This is a genomic window from Bradyrhizobium sp. SZCCHNR1051, assembly GCF_032489615.1.
Lineage (GTDB): Bacteria > Pseudomonadota > Alphaproteobacteria > Rhizobiales > Xanthobacteraceae > Bradyrhizobium.
This window is the reverse complement of record NZ_JAUEYJ010000012.1, coordinates 193,003-208,964: the sequence shown is the minus strand read 5'-3', so window position 1 is coordinate 208,964 and position 15,962 is coordinate 193,003. Positions and strand designations below refer to the sequence as shown.

Sequence of the window (15,962 nt, the reverse complement as noted above, 5' to 3'; positions counted from 1 at the left end):
GCGCTCCTTAGCGGCTCGGCTCAGGGCGCGGTGCGCCGGGGTCGATGCGCTGGCTCCAGGCGGCCGGCGCGACCGGGCGCAGCGGCGTGTAGGGCCCGACGATCCCCGACATGCGCACGGGCGCAACGTTCGCCGCCGGATCGGCCGGATCAGCCCCGGCCAATGCGATCGTGCGCGGCTGGCAGGCGCCGAGGCTCGCCGCGGCAAGCAGCGTCAATGCGCAAGCGGCAACGGAGAATGGCAGGCTGCGCCGCGCCGGAGATGCGGCAGCGGGCGTCGCCATGTATTGCGACAACATGAGGTATCCTTGGTCTGTCGATGAATCGCGAGCAGCCGCGCGCGACACGCGCACGAAGCCGGCGTCGTTCGCTCAGACCAGGACGATGGGAGGCCGATACAGGCGCGGCGGCGTGCGACCGGGCAGGCCTTCGTCGCGCGGGGTCACGCTGGTGGCGGCGAACGAAGCGGGAAGGGTGACCGCCGGCAGCGCGGCAGCGAGGCCCACCGCGCACATCATGGCGCAACAGGGGCCCGGCATCTTGCTGTGATCGTGGTGCGACGGCGCGGGAGCTGGCGCGTGCATCCCCGCGTCTGCAACAGGGTGATCATGATGATGGGCGTGCGCGGTCTCTACCTGCGGCATCGCCGCCAAGATCATCTCGTGATGCGCCGCGTCATGATGAGTGGCCGCAACGGCAACGACGGTCTCGTCGAAGCAGGGCGCCGCCCCATCGCCCAGCGCGAGCGCCACGCCCGGGCTAAGCACGCAGACGAGGTAAGCGAGGACGAGCAGCCGTCCCGCCACCATCAGCATCTTCCGTGTCAGTCCCAACGACATGCGCGCCCAAATCACTCCGATCCGCCGCGCAACCTAATGATAAAGCGCGGCTCCGCCAAGAGGGCCGGACCGTGATCGTGCAGATCCCTCCTGTTGCGCTGCTTCTGCATGCCCAATGCCGCAGCAATGTGGCTTGACCTGATGCGGTGCGGCAACGAGGTTGCGCATATCGTGCACGCACCGAAGCCAAGATTCGAGGAAGCGCCTCACTTCATTCCGGACTCGCGCCAGGCCTGGGCGCGGCTGGCGCTTGCGCTCGTCATCGGTTCCATCGGCGGCGCCGGGATGTGGACCGTCGTCGTCGTTCTGCCGGTCGTGCAGGCCGAGTTCGCCGCCAGCCGCGGCGCGGTCTCGCTGGCCTATACGCTGACGATGTTCGGCTTCGGCCTCGGCGGCGTCGTCGTCGGCCGCATCACCGACCGCTTCGGCATCGTCACCGCGATGGCCCTCAGCATCACCTGCACCGCGGCCGCCTATCTGCTCGCCGGCGCGTCGGTGACGCTGTGGCAGTTTCAGGCGGTGTATTTCCTGATCGGGATCGGTTCGTCCGTCACCTTCGCGCCGCTGATGGCGGAGGCATCGCACTGGTTCGTGCGCTATCGCGGCCTCGCCGTCACCATCGTCGCCTCCGGCAACTACGTCGCCGGCACGGTGTGGCCGCCGCTGGTGAACTGGGGCGTGCAGCAGATCGGCTGGCGCGCCAGCCATGTCGCGCTCGGTGTCTTCTGCGCGGTGACGATGAGCGCGCTGCTCCTGGTGCTGCGCGCGCGCATGGACGGTGCCGGCGCGCAGGACCATGCCGGCGCGGCGCCGCCGCAACTGGAGCTGCCGATCTCCACCAACGCGCTGACCGTGCTGCTCAGCATCGCCGCGATCGCCTGCTGCGTGGCGATGGCGATGCCGCAGGTGCACATCGTCGCCTATTGCGGCGACCTCGGCTATGGCGTCGCTGTCGGCGCGCAGATGCTGTCCTTGATGATGGCGCTCGGCATCGTCAGCCGGATCGGCTCCGGCTTTCTCGCCGACCGTGTCGGCGGCGTCAGGACGTTGCTGATCGGCTCGCTGGCGCAGGGTTTTGCGCTTCTGTTCTATCTGTTCTTCGATGGCTTGACGTCGCTCTATTTGATCTCGGGCATGTTCGGCCTGTTCCAGGGCGGCATCGTGCCGAGCTATGCGATCATCGTGCGTGAGGCGATGCCGGCACGCGAGGCCGCCACCCGGGTCGGCATCATCATCTTCGCCTCGGTGTTCGGCATGTCGTTCGGCGGCTGGGTCTCGGGCGTCATCTTCGACGCCACGGGGTCCTATTCGGCGGCCTTCGCGAATGGCATCGCATGGAATGGCCTGAACCTCGGCATCGTCGTGACGCTGCTGATCCTGGCACGACGGCAACACCGGCTGGCGGCCTGAAACAAGAGGCGTTGCATCGGAGCCACAGCCGGAGTCCAATATCCGGTTTATATGCACGTCGTCATACAAAATCCCGGCGCCCGCCGCAAATTCATCGAATCACCTCACCCAACTGTGGAACTCGATCGGAGCCGATCGTGGCCATTTGGCCTCGTGCGTGCTCCGCATCGCGAGATTGGTTGTCGCGAGGTCTCAGCCGAGGCCGCGGTCGCCCGTCGCATGCCTGACGCAGGCAGGCCTCGAGGTGAATGCTCCGGACTGGTCGAGAACGCTGCGGCGGCATCGCGATGGTGCAGGAGGCCGTTGCGCTATGTCCATCGTCACGAAGGCAGCTTCGCAAGTCGTGCTTGCCGCGCTCGCAGCCGGACTCATGCTGAGTCAGGCATCGGCGCAGGCGTGGCCGCAGCTGCAACAACAACCGCCGCAGCCGCCGCGCCCGGCAGCGACCCGCTCCATCATCGTGCCTGTCGCCCCGGCCGCCCGGCCGAACGGCGCGCCCGTGATACCCGCGCCGCCACGTCCCGCCGGCCTGCCGGCGTCGCTGTCGCCCGCGCCCGGCAGCGGGCCGGACGTATGGCGGCTGCCCAACCCGACCGACGTCAACGACGGCACCGTCACCATCATCACCGCGCCGGCCGGCGGCGCCACCTCCGTGTTCGGCTCGGACATGGCGCGCGTGCTCGATGATCAGACCAACGTCCGCGTGCTGCCGGTGCTCGGCAAGGGACCGGTGCGCAACGTCTCCGACATTCTGTTTCTGAAGAGCATCGACATGGGCGCGGTCGCAGCCGACGTGCCCGAATTCTACCGCCTGCAATACGGCATCCCCGACATCACCTCGCAGCTCCGCTACATCGCGCGGCTCTATCACAACGAGATCCATGTCATCGCGCGCTCCTCGATCCGCTCGATCTTCGACCTCAACGGCAAGCGCATCATCGCGCCGACCGATGTCGGCTTCTATTCCGCGCGCGTGATCTTCAACCGGCTCGGGCTGACGGCGTCGTTCGACTATGCGACCGATGATGCCAGATCGATCCAGAAGCTGATCGATGGCGACGCCGACGCCTACATCGTCTCCACCGGAAAGGTGTTCCAGCTCGCCCGCAGCATCAGGAACGACAACCGCGCGCTGCACCTGGTGACGATCCCCTACGACCGCCGGCTGCAGGACCTCTATCTGCCCACGACGTTGTCCTCCGAGGAATATCCGAACCTGCTCAACCCCGGCGAGACGATCGAGACGGTGGCGATCGGCATGCTGCTCGTCAGCTACAATTGGCCGGAGAATACCGAGCGCTATCGCAAGGTGGCGCGCTTCGTCGAGGCGTTCTTCGCCAACTACGACGAGTTCATGAAGCCGCCCCGGCATCCCAAATGGCGGGAGTCGAGCATCGTCGCCGCCATTCCGAACTGGAAGCGCTTCAAGGCGGCGGACGAGTGGCTGCTGGCGCGCAACATGGTGCCGCGGCCGCAGGTCGCCGACGTGCGCCAGACCCAGTTCGAGAGCTTCGTGCGCCAGAGCGGGGGACAGCTGTCCAACGATCCGGCTGAGCGCAGCTCCCTGTTCCGCCAGTTCCTGCAATGGCGCCAGCAGCATGGCGGGCCGCCGACGCCGTCGCGCTGAGCTGTCAGCTCGCGGTTGTCTACTTCGCGAGCTCTTTCGAGCGCGCCGTGGCCGCGGCGACCGCCCTGGTCAGCAGCGGCTGGAAGCCGTCGGTTCCCATCAGCACCGACAGTGCGGCGGCGGTGGTGCCGCCCGGCGAGGTGACGTTCTGGCGCAGCGTGGCGGACGGCAGGTCCGATTGGCGCAGCAATTCGCCGGCGCCCGACACGGTGTGGCGCGCGAGCTTTGTCGCCAGGGACTCGGGCAGGCCGGCGGCGACGCCGGCGCGGGCGAGCTCCTCGGCGAGCAGGAACACATAGGCGGGACCCGAGCCGGACACCGCGGTCACCGCGTCCATCAGCGCCTCCTCGTCGACCCATTCCACCGCGCCGGTGGCGCGCAGCAGCGCGTCGGTCAGCGCCCGTTGCGCGGCGCTGACGTTGGCGGCGGGCACCGCCACGGTGATGCCGCGGCCGATCGCGGCGGGCGTGTTCGGCATCGCGCGCACGACCGCGCCGCCGATCGTTTGCTGCAGGCCGGCGATCGTCGTCCCCGCCATGATCGACAGCACCAGCGTCGCGTCGCCGACCCACGGCTTCAAGGCGGGGCCGGCGTCGGGGAACATCTGCGGCTTGACGGCAACGATGACGACCTCGGCCGGCGCAGGCGCCGTCGGATTGAGGCGGACGCCCCTGGCCACCAGCGCCGTGATCTCCGCCGATGGCATCGGCTCGATCACCACCAGGCGCGCAGGATCGAGCCCGCCGGCCAGCCACCCGGTCAGCATCGCGCCGCCCATCTTGCCGGCGCCGGCCAGCACGATGGTGCCGGTGAGCTGATGAAGCAGGTTGTTGTCCGCTGATGTCACGACGCACTCCGCTGTCGTCCCTGCGAAAGCAGGGACCCATAACCACCGGCGGTTCTAGTGGAGCAGGGGCAGAGCGACAAGCGTCGCGCGCCAGACGGACATCACGCGGTATGGGTCCCTGCGTGCGCAGGGACGACAGCGCGTGTGAGGAAGCGGCGGCGGCTTACGCCTCGCCGTCGGTATCGAACAGCGCGGCCGCCATGGCCTCCTGGGTCGACTTGCCGGCCCAGACCACGAACTGGAAGGCCGGGAAATAGCGCTCGCAGGCGTGGATGGCGCCGGCCAGCATGCTCTCGCATTGCAGTCCCGACGCGGTGATCCCGCCGGGCAGCACCAGGGCCTGGCGGTGCATCACCATGCCGGTGTGGGTCCAGATGTCGAAATGGCCGAGCCAGAGCTGCTCGTTGATCGCGGCGATCAGCCGCTGCACCTCGGCGCGGCGCGCCTCGGGGATCTTCATGTCGAAGGCGCAGGCCAGATGCAGCGCCTCGATCTCCGCCATCCAGGTGAAAGAGAGCTGATAGTCGGTCCACTGCCCCTTGGAGGCAATCGTGATCTCGTCCTCGCCGGAGCGCTCGAACATCCAATTGTTGTCGGCCGCAATGGTCTCGACCACGCTCAGCGGGTGGTCGGTGGAATCGATAGTGCTTTCGAGCAGGGACATGCCGTCTCGACCTCGTCTTCTTGATCTCGTTGGTACATACGCGGCGACCCGGCCCACGCCCTCTCGGCGCTTCGAGACCCGGCTTGCAGTCCCGGAGGTACCCCGGGCGTGCGAGGACAAACTGATGTGATTTGCGGAATCTGCGCAACGGGGGGGCGAGTCCGTCCACAGCCAAACACCGCTTCGTCCACAACTCCTGTCCGGCCTGTGGAATCATGGCCGAATGAGAACAAAACGGAATCGGATTCGCCGCAACCGCCCCGTCCGAGCCGATTTGGCCGCGGGAACGGCCGCGAGCGGTTGCATGGCCGCCCGTCGTGGACCGCGGGCGTGAGGCCTTGCCGCAGCCGCCGACCGCCTGCATAGTTCGTTCAGGCCGTCCATCCGGGCGGCCGATGTTCTCAGGGCGGGGCGAAATTCCCCACCGGCGGTAAGCGTTTCTCGGTCGAGCGCGCGAGCCCGCGAGCGCCTTCTCGGCAAGGCAGGGTCTGGAGAATTCTGTTCTCCGGAACGCGTCGCGCAGAGAAGGGTCAGCAGATTCGGTGCGACTCCGAAGCCGACGGTCACAGTCCGGATGAAAGAGAACGGGTCCCGGCACCCCGCGCAATCCAGCGTGGGGCGTCGTTGTTCCGTGTGCCCTGATTCTGGTCTCTGACGAGGACAACCATGAATCAGATGTTGCAAGACGCGCCTACTGATACGCCCACCGACACCATCACCGTAGGAACGTCGCCGCCGGCGGATACGCCGGTCGCGTCACCGCCCGACGAGTCGCCACCGGCGCCGTCGCATCCGCGCTTCAGCAAGCCGCAGCGCGTCGCCTTCGTGCAGTCAGCCTGGCATCGCGACGTCGTCGCCGAATGCCGTCTCGCCTTCCTCGACGAGATCGAGGCGCGCCACATCCCGCGCGATCGGGTCGACATCTTCGAGGTGCCAGGCTCGTTCGAGATCCCGCTGCATGCGCAGCTCCTGGCCAAGACGCGGCGCTACACCGCCATCGTCGCGGCCGGCCTCGTTGTCGACGGCGGCATCTACCGCCACGAGTTCGTCGCCGACACCGTCATCAAGGCGCTGATGGACGTGCAATTGCGCACCGAGGTGCCGGTGTTCTCCGCGGTGCTGACGCCGCAGCAATTCCACGAGACGCAGGCGCATTTCGAGTTCTTCCGCAAGCATTTTGCGACCAAGGGCATCGAGGTGGCGACCGCCTGCGCCGAGACGCTGCTGAGCCTGGAGCGGTTGCGGGGGCAGGTGGCCGCGGGGATCATCTGAGGCGGTGATGTCGTGTGGCTGGCTTCAGGCTAGCCACACGCCCGCTATCGAAACGCCGGGATCGAGATCTCACGGCAACGGCAGTGAACTCCCCTCCCCCTTGCGGGGAGGGGTTGGGGGTTGGGGGTCTCCGGGCGCCGAACTTCGTCATGTGCATCTTCGGTTTTGCCGAACAAGACGAATGCGATGGCGTGTGTCATCGCCGTCATCCTCTCGAATACGAGTGATCATCATCGAGAGCACGACTCGTGGACCACCCCCGACCCCTCCCCGCGAGGGGGAGGGGGCTCACCGTCTCGCGGCTCGAGCTCGAATTCAGCCTCTTGCTCCGCGCCGATCAGTCATCGTGTCGTCCGCCCCACCCTCAGCGACACCACGCCCCCTCACGCTCCCCGCCTTGTGTTGTCAATTTCCTCGCCACCCCTGTAAAATCTCTCCTGGGAGGAGGCTTGCCCGTGGCGACGGGCGGCCGACAAGGATGATCGAAGGATACGATCCTTATCTCGTCGCGCTCTCGGTCGTGATCGCGAGCCTGGGTGGCTATACCGGTTTCAGTCTCACCGCGCGCATCCGCAGCGGTCCGGGAGAGAATGCGCGCGTGCTGCTGTCCGGCGCCGCCGGCATCCTGGCGGTGGGCATCTGGACCATGCATTTCGTGGGCATGATGGCGGCGCCACTGCCGGCCGATGCCGTCTATCTGGTGCTGCCGACCATCATCTCGTTCCTGATCTGCGCGCTCGTGATCGGCATCTCGCTGTTCTTCGTCAGCATCGGCGATCCCTCGCCCCGGCGCGTCGTCCCTTCCGCGCTGCTGCTCGGCGCCGGCATCGCCAGCATGCATTATGTCGGCATGCACGGCCTGTCCGGCTCATTCGGGCTGACGCATGATCCGGCGCTGGTGGCGCTGTCGGTGGCGATTGCGATCGGCGCCGCCTATGGCGGCCTGCGCATCTTCCTGGCGCGGCAGGACGGGCTACGGCTCGCCATCAGCGCGGTTGCGTTCGGCATCGCCGTGTCCGGCATGCATTACACGGCGATGCTGGGAATGCATGTCGTGCCGATCGGTGAGGGACACCATCACGCCGCAACAGGACTTGCTGCGTCGCCGCAAGCGCTCGCGATCGTCGTCGCCGTGCTGTGCTTCGTCATCGTCGCCGGATTTTTGCTGTCGCTGGTGCCGGACCCGCGCCGTCAATCGCAGCCGATGCCGGCCGTTGCCGAGGCTGCGCCGCAATTGGCACCGGAGCCGGCCGCGACGGCGGCCGAGCCGGTGGTCGAGGTCGCCGTTCCGAGCCGGGCGACGGCGGCGCCGTTGGGGGGCATCGGCCAGCCGCCGCGCGCGACCGCGGCGCGGCTGCCGCTGGAGGGCGCCAACGGCACCCATTTCATCGATGCCGGGGACGTGCGCAGCGTGCGCGCCGATGCACACTACACACGGATTCACGACGGCACCCGGGAGCGGATGTGCCCATGGTCGATCTCCGAGGCTGAGGCGCAGCTCGATCCCGGCCGCTTCATCCGCGTGCACCGCAGCCACATCGTGGCGATCGAGCATGTGATCTACGTCGGTCGGGAAGGCGAGGGCGCGATCATCGAGCTCGATGGCCCCTCGAAGCCGCGCGTGCCGGTGAGCCGCGCCAAGGTCGCCGAGGTCAAGGCGCGGCTCGGGCTGCGGCGGCCGGCCTGAGTTCAGCGTTCGTTTCGCTGCTGCAACAGAGCGCCGCCATTCTCCGCAACGCATGCAACACCGCGCGCGCGTCTTGCGCGGCCGCTCACGCCGTCACTCGCGCGATTGGGTCGCCCTCGCTGACGCAATTCGTGCGCGACCAGCCGCATTTCGTGCGATTTCGCCGCTCTCCGTGCCGGCTTCGTTGCGCGGCCAGCGATCCCGATCGACGCTCCGCGCCAATCCGCGATGCGTCCGCGTTCGCACTTCGCTCTCGCAGCACGAACGCCCGCCGCAACAACGCGACGGCCTTTGCCGATAAGGCAGGCCAGCACAGGAGAGGAAACGTCATGATTCCTGGCCCGTTCGACTATCACCGGCCGGCGAGCGTCAGCGATGCGATCAAGCTGCTCGCCGACCTCGGCGATGACGCGCGACCGCTCGCCGGCGGCCACAGCCTGCTGCCGATGATGAAGCTGCGACTGGCGACCCCGGCGCATCTGATCGATCTGCACGGCATCGCCGGGCTCAAGGGCATCCGCCGCGATGGCGACCGCCTCGTCATCGGCGCGATGACCACGCAGGCCGAGCTGCTGGCGTCTGCCGACATCGGTGAGGCGCTGCCGATCCTGCACGAGACCGCGCTCTTGATCGCCGATCCGCAGGTGCGCTACCGCGGCACGCTCGGCGGCAATGTCGCCAATGGCGACCCCGGCAACGACATGCCGGCCTTGATGCTGGCGCTGGAGGCCTCCTATCGGCTCGAAGGGCCGAACGGCGTTCGCGAGATCGCGGCGCGCGAGTTCTACCAGGGCGCTTATTTCACAGCGCTCGAGCCCGGCGAGATCCTGACTGGCATCAGCATCCCGCTTCCGGCTGCGAGGCACGGCTACGCCTACGAGAAGCTGAAGCGCAAGGTCGGCGACTATGCGACGGCGGCAGCCGCCGTGGTGCTGACGATGGCGGGCGGCAAGGTGGCGACGTGCGTGATCGCACTGACCAATCTGCACGAGACGCCGTTGCTGGCGACCGACGCGGCGACTGCAGTGATCGGCACCACGCTCGACGATGCCGCGCTGAAGGCGGCGGCGAGCGCCGCGCGCGCGATCATGCAGCCGGCCTCCGACGCGCGGGGACCTGCCGAGTACCGCACGCATGTCGGCGGCATCATGGTGATGCGCGCGCTGCAGCGCGCTGCGAGGCGGGCAAAGTAACAGAGTTGGTCGACGCTATTGCCACGCAGGCGGTCATCGCCTCGCGGCACGATCTATCTTCTCCCTCCCCTCTTGTGGGGGAGGGGCGGGGAGGGGGGTAGCCCCAAGCGACACTGCCGATGTGGACCCCCACCCCCGACCCCTCCCCGCAAGGGGGAGGGGAGCGCACCCACAACGCGGCCCGAATCGGGCCCAGCCTCGCGATCTTTCAGGGAGCAACCAATGCCCAAAACCCATATCACGATGAAGGTGAACGGCAGCGAGGTCGAAGGCCTCGCCGAGCCGCGCACGCTGCTGGTTCATTTCCTGCGCGAGCAGGCGCAGCTCACCGGCACCCATATCGGCTGCGAGACCAGCCATTGCGGCGCCTGCACCATCGACATCGACGGCATGAGCGTGAAGAGCTGCACCATGCTCGCGGTGCAGGCCAACGGCTCCGAGATCACCACGATCGAAGGCATGGCCAACGCCGACGGATCGCTGTCGGCGCTGCAGGAAGGCTTTCGCATGATGCACGGCCTGCAATGCGGCTTCTGCACGTCCGGCATGATTCTTCGCGCGCACCGGCTGCTGCAGGAGAATCCGTCGCCGACGGAGGCGGAGATCCGCGCCGGCATCTCCGGCAACATCTGCCGCTGCACCGGCTATCAGAACATCGTCAAGGCGATCCAATACGCCGCCGCCAAGATCAACGGCGTTGAATTCCAGGAGGCCGCGGAATGAACGACATGACTCCCACGCGGGAACAACGCGAAGCCGCGCTCGAAGGCATGGGCTGCCGGCGCAAGCGCGTCGAGGACATCCGCTTTACCCAAGGCAAGGGCAACTACGTCGATGACGTCAAGCTGCCGGGCATGCTGCACGGCGACTTCGTCCGCTCGCCGCATGCGCATGCGCGGGTGAAGGCGATCCACACCGAGGAGGCGCTGAAAGTGCCCGGCGTGCTCGCGGTCATCACCGCCGAGACCTTGAAGACCGTCAACCTCGCCTGGATGCCGACCTTGGCCGGCGACGTGCAGATGGTGCTCGCCGACGGCAAGGTTCTGTTCCAGAACCAAGAGGTCGCCTTTGTCGTCGCCACCGACCGCTACGCCGCCGATGACGGCGTCAACAAGGTCGTGGTCGAGTACGAGGCGCTGCCGGTGCTGGTCGATCCGTTCAAGGCGATGGATTCGGATGCGCCCGTGCTGCGCGAGGACCTCGTCGGCAAGACCTCGGGCTCGCACGGCCCGCGCAAGCACCACAACCACATCTTCGAGTGGAGCGTCGGTGACAAGGAGCTCACCGACGCCGCGTTCAAGAAGGCCGACGTAACGATCAAGGAGATGATCTCCTATCACCGCACCCATCCATCGCCGCTGGAGACCTGCCAGTGCGTCTGCTCGTTCGACAAGATCAAGGGCGAGCTGACGATCTGGGGCACCTTCCAGGCGCCGCATGTCATCCGCACGGTGGTATCGCTGATCGCAAAACTGCCGGAACAGAAGATCCACGTCATCGCGCCGGATATCGGCGGCGGCTTCGGCAACAAGGTCGGCGCCTATCCTGGCTACATCTGCGCCGCGGTGGCCTCCATCGTCACCGGCAAGCCGGTCAAATGGGTCGAGGACCGCATCGAGAATCTGACCGCGACCGCGTTCGCGCGCGACTACCACATGACCACCGAGATCGCTGCGACCAAGGACGGCAAGGTCACCGGCCTGCGCGTGCACGTGCTGGCCGACCATGGCGGCTTCGATGCCTGCGCCGATCCGTCGAAATGGCCGGCCGGCTTCTTCAACATCGTCACCGGCTCCTATGATTTCCCGGTCGCGCATTGCGTCGTCGACGGCGTCTACACCAACAAGGCGCCGGGCGGCGTCGCCTATCGCTGCTCGTTCCGCGTCACCGAGGCGGCCTATTGCATCGAGCGCGGCATGGACATTCTGGCGCAGAAACTCGGCATGGATCCGGCCGAGCTACGCCTGAAGAACTTCATCAGGCCGGAGCAGTTTCCTTATCACTCGGCGCTCGGCTGGGAATATGACTCCGGCGACTACCACACCGCCATGCGCAAGATGATGGAGGCCGTGGACTACGCGGCCTTGCGCAAGGAGCAAGCCGAGAAGCGCGCGGCGTTCAAGCGCGGCGAGACCCGGGAGATCATGGGGCTCGGCGTCTCCTTCTTCACTGAGATCGTCGGCGCCGGGCCGTCGAAGAACTGCGACATCCTGGGCATCGCGATGTTCGATTCCTGCGAGATCCGGCTGCATCCGACCGGCGCCGGCATCGCGCGGATGGGCACCAAGAGCCAGGGCCAGGGGCACGAGACCACCTGGGCCCAGATCATCGCCAGCGAGATCGGCATTCCCGCCGACAACATCATGGTCGAGGAGGGCAACACCGACACGGCGCCCTATGGTCTCGGCACCTACGGCTCGCGCTCGACGCCCGTCGCAGGGGCAGCCATCGCCATGGCCGCGCGCAAGATCAAGGCCAAGGCGCAGATGATCGCGGCCTACAAGCTCGAGGTCCACGAGGACGATCTCGAATGGGACATCGACGGCTTCCGCGTCAAGGGCCTGCCGGAGAAGGTGATGTCGATGAAGGACATTTGCTGGGCGGCCTACAACTCCGTGCCGCCGGGCATGGAGCCGGGGTTGGAGGCCGTCAGCTATTATGATCCGCCCAACATGACCTATCCGTTCGGCGCCTATCTCTGCGTAATGGACATCGACGTCGACACCGGCGTGTACAAGGTCCGGCGCTTCTATGCGCTCGATGATTGCGGCACCCGCATCAATCCGATGATCATCGAGGGCCAGATTCATGGCGGCCTCACCGAAGCCTTCGCGATCGCGATGGGCCAGGAGATCCGCTACGATTCCGAGGGCAATGTCGTGACCGGCTCGTTCATGGACTTCTTCATGCCGACCGCGGTCGAGACGCCGCATTGGGAGACCGACTTCACGGTGACGCCCTCGCCGCATCACCCGATCGGCGCCAAGGGCGTCGGCGAAAGCCCCAATGTCGGCGGCGTGCCGGCGTTCTCCAACGCGGTCAATGACGCGTTCTCGTTCTTAGGCTCGACGCACATCCAGATGCCGCATGACTATTGGCGCAACTGGCAGGCGGCGAAGAACCTGGGCGTATTGGGGTCGTAATATTGAAGGCGTTGGCGTTCGCCGCGCGCGCGCGTTCCCTCCCCCTTGTGGGGGAGGGCTAGGGAGGGGGGTACCCCACGGGCAGTGTGCGTGGAGACCCCCACCCCCAACCCCTCCCCACAAGGGGGAGGGGAGTTCACCTCCGATGACGCAGCAGTCGAACTTGACATGAAGACCCGCGACCACATCGCCCAATCCCTCGCCGCCTGCGGCTACATCGCCGATGGCGAGTTGGCGACGGCGCTCTCACTGATGCATCTGCTCAAGCGGCCGCTGCTGCTGGAAGGCGAGGCCGGGGTCGGCAAGACCGAGGTCGCCAAGGCGCTCGCCTGCGTGCACGGCACCGAGCTGATCCGGCTGCAATGCTATGAGGGTCTTGACCAGAGCTCCGCGCTGTACGAGTGGAACTACCAGCGCCAGCTGCTCGCGATCGAGGCGCATCGCGGCCAGCCGGATACCATCGAGGACCAGATCTTCTCCGAGAAGTATCTGCTGGAGCGGCCACTGCTTGCGGCGATCCGCCGCGCCACGCCGCCGGTGCTGCTGATCGACGAGATCGACCGCGCCGACGACGAATTCGAGGCGTTCCTGCTGGAGCTCCTGTCGGACTTCCAGATATCGATTCCCGAGCTCGGCACCATCAAAGCCATCAGCATCCCGCACGTGGTGCTGACCTCGAACGGCACCCGCGAGCTGTCGGACGCGCTGCGCCGGCGCTGCCTCTATCACTATGTGGACTATCCCGATGTCGATCGCGAGGCCCGCATCATCCTGGCGCGGATCGATGGCGCGTCGGCGTCGCTTGCGCTGCAGATCGCGCGCCTGGTCGAGGGCCTGCGAAAAGAAGAGCTGCGCAAGGTGCCGGGTGTGGCCGAGACGCTGGACTGGGCAGCCGCGCTGGTCGGGCTCGATGTGCGCGACCTCGAGGACCAGCCGGAGGTGGTGCATGACACCTTGATGTGTCTGCTCAAGACGCATGAGGACCGCTGCCGCATCACCCGCGAGGTCGCCGCGCGATTGTTGGGGAAGGTCGCATGAGCTGCTGTGGCGCCACGCCTGATCATGAGGACATGGATGCGGTGGCGCGGCTGGTCGCGGGACGCCTCAGCGCATTTCTCAAGACGCTGCGCGACAACGGCTTTGCGGTCGGCCTGTCGGAGGGGCAGGATGCGGCAGCCGTGATGACCGCAGGCTATACCGACAGGCCCGGCCTGTTGCGCTCCGCCTTCAAGCACCTGTTTTCGGCGCGCAAGAGCGAGTGGGATCGCTTCGACGGCCTGTTCGACGCGTTCTGGCTCGGCAAGCGCGTGCGCTCGCGCGTTCTGACGGCAGGGTCGCCGCAATCGGCGAACAGCCCGTCCCTGAAGAGTCTGCAGGATGCGAATGCTGCTCGGCAGGGGCATCACGGCCCGACCGATCAGATTCCCTCTGACGAAACCCCACGCGAGGCGGCCGGCGAGGGCGTCCGCGAAGGTGCCTCGCGCGTGGAGTCCATCAGCGATACCGACTTCCGCAAGCTCGCAGATCCCGACCAGGTCGCGCTGGCGCATGAGGCGGCGGCGCGGCTCGCCAAGGCGATGCAGACGCGCCTGACCCGCCGCGATCAGCTCCGGCGCAAGGGCGAGCGGCTCGACCTGCGCCGCACCATCCACCGCAACATCAGCCATGGCGGCGTGCCGATCGCGCTGGTGCATCGCCGCCGCAAGCCCAAGCCGCTCCGGCTGGTGGTGCTGCTCGACGCCTCCGGCTCGATGAGCCCCTATACGTCGGTGTTTGTTCGCTTCATCCACGGCGTGCTCGACGCCTTCCGCGAGGCCGAAGCGTTCCTGTTTCACACCCGGCTGGCTCACGTCTCAGATGCGATGAAGGAGAGGGATGCCGCGCGGGCGCTGGATCGGCTGTCGATGATGGCGCAGGGCGCCGGCGGCGGCACCAGGATCGGCGAAAGCCTAGCGACCTTCAACCGCTGGCACGCGCCGCGCGTCATCCATTCGCGCACCTGCGTGATGATCGTCTCCGACGGCTACGACACCGGTGATCCAGCCTTGCTCGGCCGCGAGATGGCGCAACTGCGACGCCGTTGCCGCCGTATCGTCTGGCTCAATCCGATGCTCGGCTGGCACGGCTACGCGCCGGAAGCCCGCGGCATCAAGGCGGCGCTGCCGCATGTCGATCTCTACGCGCCCGCGCATACGCTGGGCTCGCTCGCGGCGCTCGAGCCGTATCTGGCGAGGTTGTGAGATGACGAGGGTGAGCCGCTCTGAAGTGTTGTTGACGCAGACTGTCTCGGCATCGGCGGTCGGCTCCCTTCCCCCTTGTGGGGGAGGGCTGGGGAGGGGGGTACCCCGAGTTCGGTGCAAGACGCCCCCCTCCCTAACCCTCCCCTACGAGGGGGGAGGGAACAGACCTTCAGTGCTGCTGCAGATTGCCTCGAACGTGCGTCAGAGGAGGCACCCATGACCACCTCCTCCGAACTGCTCGATCTCGCCGCCCAATTGAAAGCTGCCGACGAAAGCTTCGTGCTCGCCACCGTCGTGCGCACGGTGTCGGTGACCGCGGCAAAGGCCGGTGCCAAGGCGATCATCCGACCGGATGGCGCCATCGTCGCGGGCTGGATCGGCGGCGGCTGCGCCCGTGGCGCGGTGCTGAAAGCCGCGCGCGAGGCGCTCGCCGACGGTGTCCCGCGCATGGTCTCGGTGCAGCCGGACGACCTGCTCGCTGAGCTCGGCGTCAAGCCGGGCGAGATGAAAGAGGGCGTGCGCTTCGCCGCCAACATGTGTCCGAGCAAGGGCACGATGGACATCTTCGTCGAGCCGGTGCTGCCGTATCCCGCGCTGGTGATCTTAGGCGCGAGCCCAGTGGCGCTGTCGCTCGCCGCGCAGGCGCGGCCGCTCGGCTATCACGTGACACTGGCGGCGCCGGCGTCCGATCTCGTCACGACACCGGAGGCCGATGTGCTGATCGATGGCTTCGCGCTGGATCAACCGGCCGGGAGCAGCCGCTTCGTCGTGGTGTCGACGCAAGGCAAGGGCGACGAGGCGGCCTTGCGCGCCGCACTCGCCTGCGATGCGGCCTACCACGCCTTCGTCGGCAGCCGCCGCAAGATGGACAGCCTGCGCGACAAGCTGATCAAGGACGGCATCGACGCCGCGCTGCTCGACAAGGTCAAGGCACCGGCGGGCCTCGATCTCGGCGCCATCACGCCGGAGGAGATCGCGATGTCGATTCTGGCCGAGATCACGCTGGAGCGGCGTCGCGGCCAGCGCGGCTGAGATCGAATA

The 15,962-nt window shown here is 67.2% G+C and carries 14 protein-coding genes and 1 riboswitch; of the genes, 10 read left to right on the top strand and 4 right to left on the bottom strand.

Annotated features, from left to right (window positions below):
- Window positions 1-7 precede the first annotated feature (7 nt).
- Together QW868_RS17030 and QW868_RS17025 are read right to left on the bottom strand one after the other, a co-directional pair.
- On the bottom strand, window positions 8-298 hold the full coding sequence (locus tag QW868_RS17030; RefSeq protein ID WP_316230995.1) for a hypothetical protein: 291 nt from the start codon (window positions 296-298) through the stop codon (window positions 8-10).
- 72 nt (window positions 299-370) lie between these two features.
- Window positions 371-838 (bottom strand): hypothetical protein, encoded by a 468-nt coding sequence (locus tag QW868_RS17025; RefSeq protein ID WP_315775322.1) that lies wholly within the window; start codon window positions 836-838, stop codon window positions 371-373.
- A 171-nt stretch (window positions 839-1,009) separates the two neighbouring features.
- Here QW868_RS17025 and QW868_RS17020 point away from each other — a divergent pair, with 171 nt between their 5' ends.
- The gene (locus QW868_RS17020) at window positions 1,010-2,248 is read left to right on the top strand and encodes an MFS transporter (protein WP_316230994.1); all 1,239 of its coding nucleotides are present in this window, start codon (window positions 1,010-1,012) and stop codon (window positions 2,246-2,248) included.
- Between the two features lie 310 nt (window positions 2,249-2,558).
- Window positions 2,559-3,875 (top strand): TAXI family TRAP transporter solute-binding subunit, encoded by a 1,317-nt coding sequence (locus QW868_RS17015; protein ID WP_315771833.1) that lies wholly within the window; start codon window positions 2,559-2,561, stop codon window positions 3,873-3,875.
- Window positions 3,876-3,894: 19 nt separating this feature from the next.
- Here QW868_RS17015 and proC read toward each other — a convergent pair whose 3' ends face one another.
- Together proC and QW868_RS17005 are read right to left on the bottom strand one after the other, a co-directional pair.
- Window positions 3,895-4,722: a pyrroline-5-carboxylate reductase gene (proC, locus tag QW868_RS17010; RefSeq protein ID WP_316230993.1), complete on the bottom strand. Its 828-nt coding sequence runs from the start codon at window positions 4,720-4,722 to the stop codon at window positions 3,895-3,897.
- A 163-nt stretch (window positions 4,723-4,885) separates the two neighbouring features.
- The gene (locus tag QW868_RS17005; protein WP_315771836.1) at window positions 4,886-5,386 is read right to left on the bottom strand and encodes a YbjN domain-containing protein; all 501 of its coding nucleotides are present in this window, start codon (window positions 5,384-5,386) and stop codon (window positions 4,886-4,888) included.
- Between the two features lie 393 nt (window positions 5,387-5,779).
- Window positions 5,780-5,976: riboswitch (FMN riboswitch) on the top strand.
- Window positions 5,977-6,052: 76 nt separating this feature from the next.
- Here QW868_RS17005 and QW868_RS17000 point away from each other — a divergent pair.
- From QW868_RS17000 to QW868_RS16965, 8 genes are all read left to right on the top strand, one after another.
- Window positions 6,053-6,658, top strand: a complete 606-nt coding sequence (locus QW868_RS17000; RefSeq protein ID WP_315784044.1) for a 6,7-dimethyl-8-ribityllumazine synthase — start codon at window positions 6,053-6,055, stop codon at window positions 6,656-6,658.
- Window positions 6,659-7,136: 478 nt separating this feature from the next.
- The gene (locus QW868_RS16995; protein ID WP_315778010.1) at window positions 7,137-8,345 is read left to right on the top strand and encodes an MHYT domain-containing protein; all 1,209 of its coding nucleotides are present in this window, start codon (window positions 7,137-7,139) and stop codon (window positions 8,343-8,345) included.
- 329 nt (window positions 8,346-8,674) lie between these two features.
- On the top strand, window positions 8,675-9,538 hold the full coding sequence (locus QW868_RS16990) for a xanthine dehydrogenase family protein subunit M (protein WP_316230992.1): 864 nt from the start codon (window positions 8,675-8,677) through the stop codon (window positions 9,536-9,538).
- Between the two features lie 222 nt (window positions 9,539-9,760).
- A complete protein-coding gene (locus QW868_RS16985; protein ID WP_316230991.1) occupies window positions 9,761-10,261 on the top strand; it encodes a (2Fe-2S)-binding protein in 501 nt (166 codons plus the stop codon).
- Window positions 10,258-12,681 carry an aerobic carbon-monoxide dehydrogenase large subunit gene (locus QW868_RS16980; protein WP_316230990.1) on the top strand — a complete coding sequence of 808 codons (2,424 nt, stop codon included), beginning with the start codon at window positions 10,258-10,260 and terminating at the stop codon, window positions 12,679-12,681. Before QW868_RS16985 ends, QW868_RS16980 begins: the two co-directional genes overlap by 4 nt.
- Window positions 12,682-12,849: 168 nt before the next feature.
- Complete coding sequence (locus tag QW868_RS16975; protein WP_316230989.1) at window positions 12,850-13,719, top strand: MoxR family ATPase; 870 nt, start codon at window positions 12,850-12,852, stop codon at window positions 13,717-13,719.
- The gene (locus tag QW868_RS16970) at window positions 13,716-14,921 is read left to right on the top strand and encodes a VWA domain-containing protein (protein ID WP_316230988.1); all 1,206 of its coding nucleotides are present in this window, start codon (window positions 13,716-13,718) and stop codon (window positions 14,919-14,921) included. The genes QW868_RS16975 and QW868_RS16970 overlap by 4 nt, the downstream gene beginning before the upstream one ends.
- A gap of 216 nt (window positions 14,922-15,137) precedes the next feature.
- Window positions 15,138-15,953 (top strand): XdhC/CoxI family protein, encoded by an 816-nt coding sequence (locus QW868_RS16965; RefSeq protein WP_316230987.1) that lies wholly within the window; start codon window positions 15,138-15,140, stop codon window positions 15,951-15,953.
- The last annotated feature ends 9 nt before the right edge of the window (window positions 15,954-15,962 follow it).